The sequence below is a fragment of the Streptomyces lydicamycinicus genome, from assembly GCF_000829715.2.
Taxonomy (GTDB): Bacteria; Actinomycetota; Actinomycetes; order Streptomycetales; family Streptomycetaceae; genus Streptomyces; species Streptomyces lydicamycinicus.
The window spans coordinates 1114041-1126238 of sequence record NZ_BBNO01000001.1 but is presented as its reverse complement, the minus strand read 5'-3'; the positions used below and the strand labels follow the sequence as shown (position 1 = coordinate 1126238).

Below are 12198 nucleotides of genomic sequence, written 5' to 3'. Positions count from 1 at the left end.
TCGCCAACCACCCCGGCGAAGGGGACGTTTGCGATGCCCGCTCTGCCTGTCACGGTCCTGCGGATCAACCTCGTCGACCCCGCACCCACGCCCGACACCCTGTCCGCGCGCTACCGGGCCGCCGTCGAGATGGCCGCGTTCGCCGACGACCGCGGCTTCACCATGGTCCAGACCGAGGAGCACCACGCCACCACCAACGGCTGGATGCCCTCCCCGCTCACCTTCGCGGGCGCCGTCTTCGGCGCCAGCCGCCGGATCGGCGTCACCGTCTCCGCGCTGATCACCCCGCTGCACGATCCGCTGCGGCTGGCCGAGGACCTCGCCTCGCTCGATCTGCTCAGCGGCGGCCGGCTGATCACCGTCGCCGGCCTCGGCTACCGCCCCGAGGAGTACGCGGCGCACGGCAAGGACTGGCCGGGCCGGGGCACGCTCCAGGACGAGGTGCTTCAGGCCCTGCTGTCCGCCTGGACCGGGGAACCGTTCACCTATCAGGGGCGCACGGTCCAAGTCACCCCGCGCCCGTACACCCGGCCGCATCCGCCGCTGCTGATCGGCGGCAGCTCACGGGCCGCGGCCCGGCGCGCGGCCCGCCTGGGACTCCCCTTCTTCCCCAGTGCCCACCTCCCCGAGCTGGAGGCCTACTACCACCGGCAGCGCGCCGCCTACGGCACCGACGGATGGGTGATGCAGCCACCCGAGCGGACCACGCTCCTCCACCTCTCCGAGGACCCGGACCGCACCTGGGCCGAGTACGGCGGCCATCTGCTGCACGAGGCCCGGATGTACGCGTCCTGGCAGTCCGCCGGGAGCCGCTCCGCGGTGCGCTCGTCCGCACGGGACGTCGGGGCGCTGCGCGAGGAGGGCGTCTACCGCGTCGTCACCCCCGACGACTGCCTGCGGCTCGCCCGGCGGACCGGAGCCGGGGGCTCGTTGATCCTCCATCCGCTGTGCGGCGGGATGCCCGTCGACGAGGGCTGGCGCTCGCTGCATCTGTTCGCCGAGCGGGTGCTGCCCCGCCTCAAGGACTGACCGCCGGCGGCGGGTTCAGCCTTCCGGGTGGAAGACGAACCGGGTGCAGCCCGCCGCCGATGACAGAAAACCCCGGCACAAAAAGGGGTACTGCCCGGGGTCCCTGATGACCCGGGGCAGTACCCAGTGCTGAGGAGACGGACTGGCGGGGGGTTAGCCCATCTCCTCCAACGCCTTGCCCTTCGTCTCCTTCACGAACTTGAGCACGAAGGGGATCGAGAGCAGGGCGAAGACCGCGTAGATGATGTACGTACCCGAGAGGTTCCAGTCGGACAGGCTCGGGAAGCTGGCCGTGATGGCCCAGTTGGCGATCCACTGCGCGGAGGCGGCGACGCCCAGCGCGGCGGCACGGATCTTGTTCGGGAACATCTCGCCGAGGAAGACCCAGACCACGACGCCCCAGGAGAGGGCGAAGAAGAGCACGAAGACATGGGCGGCGATCAGCGCCACGGTGCCTTCGACGTGCGGCAGGGTGCCGGCCGCGGTCTTGGCGGAGAAGGCCCATGCCTCCAGGGCGAGCGAGACGGCCATACCGGCCGAGCCGATCAGCGCCAGCGGACGGCGGCCGATCTTGTCGACGAAGACCATCGCGATCACGGTGCCGATGATGTTGATGATCGACGTCGTGAAGCTGTAGAAGAACGAGGCGCTCGGGTCGATGCCGACGGACTGCCACAGCGCCGAGGAGTAGTAGAACGCGACGTTGATGCCGACCAGCTGCTGGAAGACCGAGAGACCGATACCGACCCAGACGATCGGCAGGAAGCCCATCTTCCTGCCGAGCAGGTCCTTGAACGAGGACTTGTGCTCGCGGCGCATCGCGTCCTGGATCTCGACGACGCGGGTCTCGAGGTTCACGGTGTGGCCCTCGACCTCGGCGAGCACCTCCTTGGCGCGGGAGACCTTGCCGACGGAGATCAGGTAGCGCGGCGACTCGGGGATCGCGAAGGAGAGCAGACCGTAGAGGACGGCCGGGACGACCATCACGCCGAGCATCCACTGCCAGGCCTCCAGGCCGGCGAGCGTGCCGCGCTGGTTGCCGTCGGCGAGGTTGAGGATGCCCCAGTTGACGAGCTGGGAGACGGCGATACCGATGACGATCGCGGCCTGCTGGAACGAGCCGAGACGGCCGCGGTAGGCGGACGGCGAGACCTCGGCGATGTAGGCCGGGCCGATGACCGAGGCCATACCGATGGCGAAACCGCCGATGATCCGCCAGAAGGCGAGGTCCCAGAGCGAGAACGGCAGAGCGGAGCCGACGGCGCTGATGGTGAACAGCACCGAGGCGATCTGCATCACCCGGATACGGCCTATGCGGTCCGCGATCCGGCCGGCGGTGGCGGCGCCGATCGCACAGCCGATCAGGGCGACGGCGATCACCTGGGCGAGGACCGCGGATCCGACGTCGTAACGACTGCGGATCGCCTCGACGGCACCATTGATGACGGAACTGTCATAGCCGAAGAGAAAGCCGCCCATCGCGGCAGCCGCGGTGATGAAGATGACATGGCCGAGATGGTCGGGATGGGCCTTGCGGCCTTCCGGGACCGTCGGCTGCGCGGTGCTGGTCAACGTGAACTCCAGTGGCCCGGCTGCGCTGCCGGGCGTAGGGGGCTGGCCCTTCTAGTGGTGCATAGGTTGGGGGTACCCACCACTTGAAGGTAAAAGCAACGTTGCAGAGACTATGCCTTCAAGTTTCGAAGTCAATAGGGCGTGATGAATTTGTTTCTCGGGCGTCCTGGTGGTCTTTCGTTCAAGTTCTGAACTGATGGGGTGTCGGATACTCCGGGCGATCAGCAGCGGGGCGGCAGGCGGCCGTCCCGCCTGCCGGCACCGGCCCGCATGCCGCCGCACGAGCCGCCCGCGCGACCCCGGTCAGTGCAGCCGCTGGCTGATGACCTTCGATACGCCGTCACCTTGCATCGATACCCCGTAGAGCGCGTCCGCGACCTCCATCGTGCGCTTCTGATGCGTGATCACAATCAGCTGGGAGCTCTCCTGGAGTTCCTCCATGATCCGGATCAGCCGCTGGAGATTGGTGTCGTCCAGCGCGGCCTCCACCTCGTCCATCACATAGAACGGGCTGGGCCGCGCCTTGAAGATCGACACCAGCAGCGCCACCGCGGTCAGCGACCGCTCACCGCCCGACAGCAGCGACAGCCGCTTGACCTTCTTCCCGGGCGGCCGCGCCTCCACATCCACCCCCGTCGACAGCATGTCGTCCGGATCGGTGAGCACCAGCCGCCCCTCCCCGCCGGGGAAGAGCCGTGCGAAGACGCCCTCGAACTCCCGCGCGGTGTCGTGGTACGCCTCGGTGAAGACCTGCTCCACCCGCTCGTCGACCTCCTTGACCACCTGCATCAGGTCGGCCCGGGTCTTCTTCAAGTCTTCAAGCTGTTCGCTCAGGAACTTGTGCCGCTCCTCCAGCGCCGCGAACTCCTCCAGCGCCAGCGGGTTCACCTTCCCGAGCTGCTGGTACGCCCGCTCGGCGGCCTTGAGCCGCTTCTCCTGCTCGGCCCGTACATAGGGCACCGGCTGGTGACGAGGATGCTCCGGATCGTCCGGGAGCACCTCGCCCTCGGCGGGCGGCGACGGCGGTACCGGCTGCTCGGGGCCGTACTCGGACATCAGCCCGGCCGGCTCCACCCCCAGCTCCTCCAGCGCCTTGGTCTCCAGCTGCTCGATCCGCAGCCGCTTCTCCGCGCCCAGCACCTCACCGCGGTGCATCGAGTCCGTCAGCTTGTCCAGCTCGGACTTCAGCTCCCGGCCCTGGTTGCGCTCGGCCACCAGCGCCTGCTCCCGCTCGGCCTTGGCCCGGTCCGCGGCGCCCCGCTCCTCCTCGGCCCGTACGGCCGACACCTCGACATGCGCCAGCAGCTGCCGGGCACCGGCGGCGACCGCCCCGGCCACCGCCGCCTCGTGCCGCAGCCGGGCGCGCCGCCGCTCGGCCCGCGCCCGCGCCTCGCGCTCGGCCCGCGCCCCCCGGTCCAGCGCGTCCGCCCGCCCGGCGAGCGCCTTCACCCGCTCCTCGTGCGTCCGCGCCTGGAGCCGGGCCTCCATCTCGGTCTGCCGCGCATTGGCGCCGTCGGCGGCCAGCCGGTCCCGTACGGAGGTGTCCGGCTCCTCGTCGCCGACGCCCGGGTCCTCCTCGGCCACCGCGAGCCGTTCGGCCAGCTCCTCGGCCTCCTCGGTGGCCCGCAGCAGCGCCTCCTCGGCCTTGGCGGCCGCCGCCTCGCAGCGCTCGGCCTCACCCGCGGCCGCCCGCGCCTGCCCGCCGAGCCGGCCGAGGTCCCCGGCGACCTTCGACTTCTCCCGGTCCGCCGCCCGCCACCGCTCGGCCAGGTCCTCGACCAGCGCGGCACCCGCCGTACGGCGTTCCGCCGCGGCCCGCTGCGCCTCCGCCAGCTTCTCGCAGCGCGCCGCCAGTTCCTCCAGCTCGGCCGCCGCGTCGTCGACGGACGCCTGCACCTCCAGCAGACTCGGCGCACCGGCGGAACCGCCCTGGGCGAAATGCGCCCCGAGCAGATCACCCTCAGCGGTCACGGCCATCAGCTCCGGCCGGGCGGCCACCAGGTCCTCGGCGTCCTCCAGCGTCCCGACCACCACGACATCCCGCAGCAAACGGGCCACGGCGGCGGTCAATTCCGCGGGCCCCCGGACCAGTTCCGCCGCCGGTACGGGCTCGGCACGGGGCCCAGGAACACGGTGCACGGCCGCCTCGGGCGCACCCTCACAGACCTCGACCACGGCCCCCTCGGCCGCTCCGGTGACGCCGTCGGCCCCACGAACCGGCTCAGCCCCGTAAGCCCCGGCAGCCCTGGAGGCACCTGTGCCCCCACCCCGCACCGCCTCCTCGGCACCATCAACAGCCCCCACGGTCTCCGCGGCTCCCCCGCCCTCCGTGGCCTCCACCGCCCGTGCGGGCGCGGGCACCCGTCCCGTCCCGCTCCGGCCCCCGGTTCCCCCCAGCACCATCGCCGCCCGGCCCGCGTCCTGCTTGCGCAGCAGCCGGATGGCCTCGGCGGCGGTGGCCGGGCCGGTGACGGCGACGGCGTCCGCGGCCGCGCCGAGCGCCGCCGCCACCGGGACCTCGAAGCCGGGGGTGACGGTCAGCAGTTCCGCCGCCGGCCCGAGCAGTCCGGTGAGCCGGTCCGCGGCGGCGAGCAGCGCTCCGGTGCCGTCCTTACGGCGCAGCCCGAGCGCCAGCGCGTCGTGCCGGGCGGCGGTCGCGGCCCGCTCGCGCTCGGCCGCGGTCAGCGCCTCGCGCGCGGCGGTCAGCTCGGTCTCCGTCTCCGCCAGCTCGCGGCGGGCCGCCTCGTGCCGCTCCGCGATCTCCTCGTCCGCGTCCAGCCCGTCGACCTCGGCCCTGAGCTGCTCGTACTCCTCCTGGGCGGTGTCCGCCCGGCGCCGGGCGGCGTCCCTGGCCTCGGCGAGCCGGCCGATCTCGGCCTGCGCCGAGGCGGCCCGCCCCCGGGCGGCGGTGACCTGCCCGCTGAGCCGGGCCAAGCCCTCCCGGCGGTCGGCGATGGCACGGGCCACGTCCCGCAGCCGCCGCTCCTCGTCCGCCAACTGCCGCTCCAGTCCGGCACGGTGTTCGACGGTGTCCTCCAGCGCCCGGCTCGCCGCCTCCAGCGCGGCGGTCAACTCCGCCTCCTGCTCGCGGATCCGGGCCGCTTCCCGCTCCATGTCCTCGGGGTCCCGCCCGTGCCGCTCCTCCGGCGGCGCCGCCGTGGCGCTCTTCACCCGCGCCTCGGCCAGCGAGATCGTGCCGCGCACCCGCTCCGCGAGCTGCGACAGCTCGTACCAGGTCTGCTGCGCACGCTGCACCCGCGGCGTCAGCGTACGGACCTCCTCCTCCAGCGCCGCCTCCCGCTGCTGGGCGGTGCGCAGCCGGTCCTCGGCGGCCTGCTTGCGTTCCTTGAGCGCCGCCTCGTCCGCGATCTCGGCGCGCAGGGCCCGGCGCAGGGTGACGAGGTCGTCGGCGAGCAGCCGCAGCCGGGCATCACGCAGGTCCGCCTGGATGACGGCGGCGCGCCGGGCGACCGCGGCCTGCCGCCCCAGCGGCTTGAGCTGGCGCCGCAGCTCATCGGTCAGATCCTGGACCCGGGCGAGATTGGCCTTCATCGCCTCCAGCTTCCGCAGCGCCTTCTCCTTGCGCTTGCGGTGCTTGAGAACGCCGGCCGCTTCCTCGATGAAGGCCCGGCGCCCCATCGGGTCGGCATGCAGTACGGAGTCGAGCTGGCCCTGCCCGACGATGACATGCATCTCCCGGCCGATACCGGAATCGGAGAGCAATTCCTGGATGTCCAGCAGCCGGCAGGTGTCACCGTTGATCTGATACTCGCTGCCGCCGTTGCGGAACATGATCCGGGTGAGGGTGACTTCGGCGTACTCGATCGGCAGTGCACCGTCGGAATTGTCGATGGTGAGCGAGACCTCGGCGCGGCCGAGCGGCAGCCGCCCGGTCGTCCCGGCGAAGATCACGTCCTCCATCTTCCCGCCGCGGAGCGACTTGGCGCCCTGCTCGCCCATGACCCAGGACAGCGCGTCCACGACATTGGACTTGCCGGAGCCGTTGGGGCCCACGACGCAGGTGATGCCCGGCTCGAAGCGCAGCGTCGTTGCGGAGGCGAAGGACTTGAAACCTCGCAGGGTCAGACTCTTGAGATGCACGCCGTGGGACTCTACCGGCCGCTCCCCGGCGGCGGATCCCAACATTCCGGGCCGCTCCCCGGCCCCGTACGGCCCCCGGGTATACCGCGCCGTTCATTTTCGGTTTCGCTGCCGAAAGCGCAGGGCACATCATGCGGTAAGGGAGGGCCGTCAGGGCTGAAGTGACCAGGTGGTTCGCAGGAAAAGCCGCAGCACGGAAAAGCCGGAAACGACGAAGGGACGCCGAAGCGTCCCTTGCAGATCTTGAAGAAAGCGGTGCCTCAAGCGGCTGGCGAGCAGCCCTACCGGCCCTGGGGTCGGGGTCAGGTGAGCGCGGGCTCCGCCTGGGGTACGTCGATGTCGAGCATCGAGTCGTCGCGACGTGCGGCAGCGGACAGCATGTCGTTTTCGGCCTGCATCCGAATAAGTTCGGATTCAAGGTCTTGGACGCGCTGCTGAAGCCGTCGCATCTCGGAGAGGACTCGGGGGTCGGAGCCGCCGACGTAACCGAGAAGCGCCTTTGCCATGATGGATGGTCCTCCACAATGAGTGACCGACCGAAGCGGTGTGGGTCGTGAGGGATTCGCACCCGCGGTGCTTGTCATTCTCTGGTGTACTCAATGCCAAACAGCTAAGGTGCGCGGGGATTCCAGAGTCTCACCAAACGGTTTGACGGTCAACACGATCACACCCCGTATCCTCGGGCACCTGAGAGTGCGCGGCCGTGAAGGCACTGCGCCGACTCCCCAGAAAGGTCCCGCCGGGGCGTGGAGATCATCCGTACAGCGGCAGCCTTGCACGGGTCGGCCGAGTTGGCAACCACCAGGCCTTATCTCCCGTAAGCAGCTCACAAAGACGCATCCGCGAGATCGCTCATGACGGCCGTACGGACGGTTCCGGCGGGCCGGATCAGCGGATCTCGAAGCCGTCGTAACCGCCGCGGGGCGTGTCCCAGATCTCAGTGACTCCGTCGACCCGCCCGGGCGTGTCTCCGGTGCGGAGCCAGTCGAGCAGCTGATCGCAGCGCTCCTTCGAGCCTTCGGCGACCACCTGGACGCGGCCGTCACCCAGATTGACGGCAAATCCCGCGAGTTCGCCGATGCGAAGGGCGTTGGCCCGGGTGAACCAGCGGAACCCGACGCCCTGGACCTGACCACGCACCCAGGCGGTCACTCGGACAGCTTCATTCATGTGTGCACGTTAACCGGCCAATTGCTCAGTGGTCACTTCTGCCTCTTACGCCATGGCGTACAGTCCCCCGACAGCGAGGCTCACTCTTATGGGTGAGTCATCTTGACGCCAGGAAAGCTGTGCGGCGCAGCCGCTCCAGTGGAGCCGGCGCTCGCACCGGTGGAAGGAAGACAGCGGATGGGCCGCCATCGACGTTCTGCTCCCCCTGCTCCCGACTCCGCCGGTGCGGGGCCTGTTGACGCCCTGGCGGCGGAACGGCCCGGCGCGACGCGGCACCGCGGACACCGTGCGGCGCGCGGGAGCGGGAGGACCCCCGTCCGCACCGGACTGCTCGGTGCCTCCGCGGTGGTGGCGATGGGAGCCGTGGCGGTCGCCTCCGGACTGGTCCCCGGCCACGGCCAGTTCGACGGGGGTGCGGACGGCGAGCAGGGCGACCGGGTGCGGGCCGGTGCGCTGCCGGAGGCCACCGAGGCGATGGGCGGCGTCACGGCCTCGCCGACCGACCGCGCCACCCAGGAGGTGAGCCGCGGCGGAGCCCGTACCGAGGCCCCCGAGAGCGGGCGCCCCTCCCGCAGTGCCACCCGCCCGGTGTCCCCCGCCCCGCACCAGCCGTCCAAATCGCCCACCGGGGCGACCGGTTCGCACCGGTCCGCCGAGCCCGCCGAACGGCCCGACCCCACGGCGCCCGAGCGCACCGTGGCGGCGTCGAAGACCCCCGACGCCCAGTCGTCCGCGGAGGCCCAGGTCCTGTCGCTGGTCAATCAGGAGCGCGCCCAGGCCGGCTGCGCGCCCGTGACGGCGGACAAGGAACTGGCCGGTCTCGCCCAGGATTTCAGTGACGACATGGCCCGGCGGGGCTTCTTCGGCCACACGGACCCGGACGGCGACACGCCCTGGGACCGTGCCGAGGACGCGGGCATCGACGACCTCGGCGGCGAGAACATAGCCCGCGGCCAGGCCAACGCCCAGTCCGTCATGGACTCCTGGATGAACAGCCCCGGCCACCGCGCCAACATCCTCAACTGCGAGTACAAGACCCTCGGCGTCGGCGCCCACTTCGGGTCCGGCGGCCCGTGGTGGACCCAGGATTTCGGCTTCTGAGGCAGGCCGCCCCGCGGTGACACCGCCGTGGCCGGACGTACGCCCGCGCCGCCCCGTGTGCGATCACGGGGCGGCGCGGGTGTTTCGCTTACCGGGCCTGCGGCCGGTGCTGTGCCGGTCAGGCGGCGAGTGCCGCGCGGCCCGCGACGACGATGCGGGCCTGCTCGGCGATCCGCCGTCCGAGGTGCTCGGCGGTGGCGATATCGGCCTTGTGGACGCCCTCGGCCCCCTGGTCGTTGGGGGACTGGGCGGCGGCGCCCAGGAAGAAGCCCAGCCGGTTCAGGTCGTTCTCGGACGCGGTGGAGGAGTTCCAGCCGGGGAGCAGGTTGAGGCTGACCCAGTTCATCCCGTGCTGGGCGGCGAGCACCGTGAAGAACTGGAGGGTGTGCAGCTTGTCGCCGCTCTTGGAGGCGGAGTTGGTGAAGCCGGCGGCGAGCTTGTCCTGCCAGGCGCGGGTGGCCCAGCGCTTGGCGCTCGCCTCGGCGAAGGTGTGGAAGGCGCCGGAGGCCGTCCCCATGTACGTCGGCGAGCCGAAGACGATCGCGTCGGAGGCGTCGAGCTGCGCCCACTGGGCTTCGGTGATCTCGTCGACCTTGATCAGGTGAACGGTGGCGCCGGCCTCGGCGGCGGCGCTCCGGACGGCCTCGGCCAGTACGGCGGTGTGGCCGAAGCCGGAGTGGTAGGCGAGCGAGACGACGGGGGCGGGCAGAGCGGGCGTGGTCACGGTGGTTTCTCCTCAGGGGTCACGGCATGCCGGGACGGCCGGCACCCGGGAACGTCGGGCTGCGACGAGGAAAAGAAAAGCACTAACTTTTAGAAAGCGCAACCCGTTGGTTAGCGCTGCGCAGGGGTAGGGTGTCCCCATGGCGACCGAAACCACCGGCGAGACGGACGGGGAGCCCACCCCCGGCCGTACGGACGACCTGGCCTACAACGTCTTCGCGCGCGACTGCCCGTCCCGCGACGCGCTCCGGCACATCACCGACCGATGGGGCAGCCTGACCCTCGGCGCCCTGCTCGACGGCACCTTCCGCTTCAACGAACTGCGCCGCCGGGTGGCCGGGGTGAGCGAGAAAATGCTGGCCCAGACCCTGCACGCGCTGGAGCGGGACGGACTCGTGCACCGCACCGCGCAGCACACCAACCCGCCCCGGGTCGATTACGCGCTGACGCCGCTGGGCGACCAGGTCGCCCGTCAGCTGCGGATGCTGATCGACCTGGTGGAGGACCGGATGCCGCAGGTCATGCAGGCCCGCGAGCAGTACGACGCCCAGCGCCCCGCCGGCTGAGCCGACGCACGGGCCGCTGGCCGGCGCTCAGGCGCGCGGCGGCCGCTGGCAGCGGGGGCAGAAGTAGCTGGAACGGTTCATCCAGGGGCGGCGGCGGATCGGCGTACCGCAGCGGCGGCAGGGCTCGTCCTCGCGGCCGTAGGCGTCCAGCGAGCGCTCGAAGTAGCCGGACTCACCGTTGACGTTGACGTAGAGGCTGTCGAAGCTGGTGCCGCCGACGGCGAGCGCGGCGTTCATCACGTCCCGTACGTGGCCGAGCAGCTCGGCGGTGCGCGGCCGGGTGAAGGTGGCGGTCGGCCGCTCGTAGTGGAGCTTGCTGCGCCACAGCGCCTCGTCCGCGTAGATGTTGCCGACGCCGCTGATCAGCGTCTGGTCGAGCAGCGCGCGCTTGACGGTGGTCCGGCGGCGGCGCAGCGCGTCGTGGAAGGCGGCGTCGTCGAAGGCCGGATCGAGCGGGTCCCGGGCGATATGGGCGATGACGTCGGGCAGCAGGTCGGCGTCGCCGGGGACGGTGTCGTGCAGCGAGAGGCCGCCGAAGGTGCGCTGGTCGACGAAGCGGAGCTCGGTGGCCAGCTCGTCGGCGAAGCGGACCCGGATCCGCAGGTGCTTCTCGTCGGCGGCGTCCTGCGGCTGGACCAGCAACTGGCCGCTCATGCCGAGGTGGGCCAGGATCGCCAGCCCGTGGGTGACGGAGGGCGTGACCATCGGGGGGATGCCCTCCGCCGCGGTCTGGGCGGCCGGGCCGCCACCGGTCACCGGCAGCCAGAGGTACTTGCCGCGCCGGCGCGCCGTCCCGAGGCGCAGCCCCTTGAGCCGGGCCGCGAAGTCGGCCGCCCCGGCCGTGTGCCGGCGGATCGCACGCGGATGCCGCACCTCGACGGCGTCGATCGTGCGGCCGCTGACCCAGCGCTCCAGTCCGCGGCGTACGACCTCGACCTCGGGCAGCTCGGGCACGAAGGGCTCCTTGGGAACGACGGTGGGGTGAAAGACCTCTGACCCCGTCCGGAGCGACACGCGGTCGCCCCGGACGGGGTCAGAATCAGTGCTTCAGTGTGCCGACGACGAACCGTCGCCGGCGGCCGGAGCCGAAGGAGGCTGCGCGGCGGCAGCCGCTCCGGTGGAGCCGGTGCCCGCACCGGAGGCCGGCGGCGCACCGTCGCCTGCGGAGGCCGCCTTGGCCGCCTCGTCCGCCGCGGCGCGAATCGCACGCCACGCGGACTCGGCCGCCTGCTGCTCGGCTTCCTTCTTGCTGCGGCCGGTGCCGGTGCCGTACGAGACACCACCGACGCGGGCGGCAGCAGTAAAGGTCTTCTCGTGATCGGGGCCGGTCTCGGTGACCAGGTACTCCGGAACGCCGAGGCCTTCGGTCGCGGTGAGTTCCTGGAGGCTGGTCTTCCAGTCCAGGCCCGCGCCCAGGCTGGAGGACTTCTCGATCAGCGGATCGAAGAGCCGGTGCACCAGCTCGCCGGCCGCGTCAAGACCCTGGTCGAGATAGACGGCGCCGATCACCGCTTCAAGGGTGTCGGCGAGGATGGAGGCCTTGTCCCGGCCGCCCGTACCCTCTTCGCCCCGTCCGAGGCGGATGAAGGCACCGAGGTCGAGGCCGCGGCCCACCTCGGCGAGCGCACGCGAGTTGACCACCGCGGCCCGGAGCTTGGCCAGCTGGCCTTCCGGGAGATCGGGGTGGATCCGGTACAGCGTGTCCGTGACCACCAGGCCGAGCACCGAATCCCCGAGGAATTCGAGCCGCTCGTTGGTGGGCAGACCGCCGTTCTCGTATGCGTACGAGCGGTGCGTCAGCGCACGCACCAGAAGGGCGGACTCGAGCTGATACCCGAGCCGCCCTTCCAGAAGCGTGTGCGACGAGGCTGTGTCCGCCGGAGTCGGTTCATCCCCGCGTTTGCGGGAAGTCGAATTGGCGTCTGACATGGAGCCT

General features: G+C 71.4%; 10 protein-coding genes. 3 read left to right on the top strand and 7 right to left on the bottom strand.

Annotated elements, in window-relative coordinates; genetic code table 11:
* Nucleotides 1–33: 33 nt before the first annotated feature.
* Nucleotides 34–1029: an LLM class flavin-dependent oxidoreductase gene (locus tag TU31_RS04865; RefSeq protein ID WP_042149329.1), complete on the top strand. Its 996-nt coding sequence runs from the start codon at nt 34–36 to the stop codon at nt 1027–1029.
* Nucleotides 1030–1182: 153 nt separating this feature from the next.
* Here the strand turns inward: TU31_RS04865 and TU31_RS04860 are convergent, their stop codons facing one another.
* The 4 genes from TU31_RS04860 to TU31_RS04845 all read right to left on the bottom strand — a co-directional run bounded on the left by TU31_RS04860 (nt 1183) and on the right by TU31_RS04845 (nt 7872).
* The gene (locus TU31_RS04860) at nt 1183–2601 is read right to left on the bottom strand and encodes a sugar porter family MFS transporter (protein ID WP_042149327.1); all 1419 of its coding nucleotides are present in this window, start codon (nt 2599–2601) and stop codon (nt 1183–1185) included.
* Between the two features lie 303 nt (nt 2602–2904).
* Complete coding sequence (locus tag TU31_RS04855; protein ID WP_042149997.1) at nt 2905–6702, bottom strand: AAA family ATPase; 3798 nt, start codon at nt 6700–6702, stop codon at nt 2905–2907.
* 302 nt (nt 6703–7004) lie between these two features.
* Nucleotides 7005–7208: a hypothetical protein gene (locus TU31_RS04850; RefSeq protein WP_006602857.1), complete on the bottom strand. Its 204-nt coding sequence runs from the start codon at nt 7206–7208 to the stop codon at nt 7005–7007.
* 382 nt (nt 7209–7590) lie between these two features.
* Complete coding sequence (locus tag TU31_RS04845) at nt 7591–7872, bottom strand: acylphosphatase (RefSeq protein WP_042149323.1); 282 nt, start codon at nt 7870–7872, stop codon at nt 7591–7593.
* A 177-nt stretch (nt 7873–8049) separates the two neighbouring features.
* Here TU31_RS04845 and TU31_RS04840 point away from each other — a divergent pair, with 177 nt between their 5' ends.
* The gene (locus TU31_RS04840) at nt 8050–8973 is read left to right on the top strand and encodes a CAP domain-containing protein (RefSeq protein WP_042149321.1); all 924 of its coding nucleotides are present in this window, start codon (nt 8050–8052) and stop codon (nt 8971–8973) included.
* A gap of 118 nt (nt 8974–9091) precedes the next feature.
* On the opposite strand, the gene TU31_RS04835 is transcribed toward TU31_RS04840, so the two are convergent.
* Nucleotides 9092–9682, bottom strand: coding sequence for a flavodoxin family protein (locus tag TU31_RS04835; RefSeq protein ID WP_181018545.1), 591 nt, complete (start codon nt 9680–9682; stop codon nt 9092–9094).
* A gap of 154 nt (nt 9683–9836) precedes the next feature.
* Between TU31_RS04835 and TU31_RS04830 the strand changes: the two genes are divergently transcribed.
* A complete protein-coding gene (locus TU31_RS04830) occupies nt 9837–10262 on the top strand; it encodes a winged helix-turn-helix transcriptional regulator (RefSeq protein ID WP_042149314.1) in 426 nt (141 codons plus the stop codon).
* A 27-nt stretch (nt 10263–10289) separates the two neighbouring features.
* Here TU31_RS04830 and mutM read toward each other — a convergent pair whose 3' ends face one another.
* Nucleotides 10290–11216 (bottom strand): bifunctional DNA-formamidopyrimidine glycosylase/DNA-(apurinic or apyrimidinic site) lyase, encoded by a 927-nt coding sequence (gene mutM, locus TU31_RS04825; protein WP_042149311.1) that lies wholly within the window; start codon nt 11214–11216, stop codon nt 10290–10292.
* Between the two features lie 93 nt (nt 11217–11309).
* Nucleotides 11310–12191 carry a ribonuclease III gene (gene rnc / locus TU31_RS04820; RefSeq protein WP_042149308.1) on the bottom strand — a complete coding sequence of 294 codons (882 nt, stop codon included), beginning with the start codon at nt 12189–12191 and terminating at the stop codon, nt 11310–11312.
* Between the last annotated feature and the right edge of the window lie 7 nt (nt 12192–12198).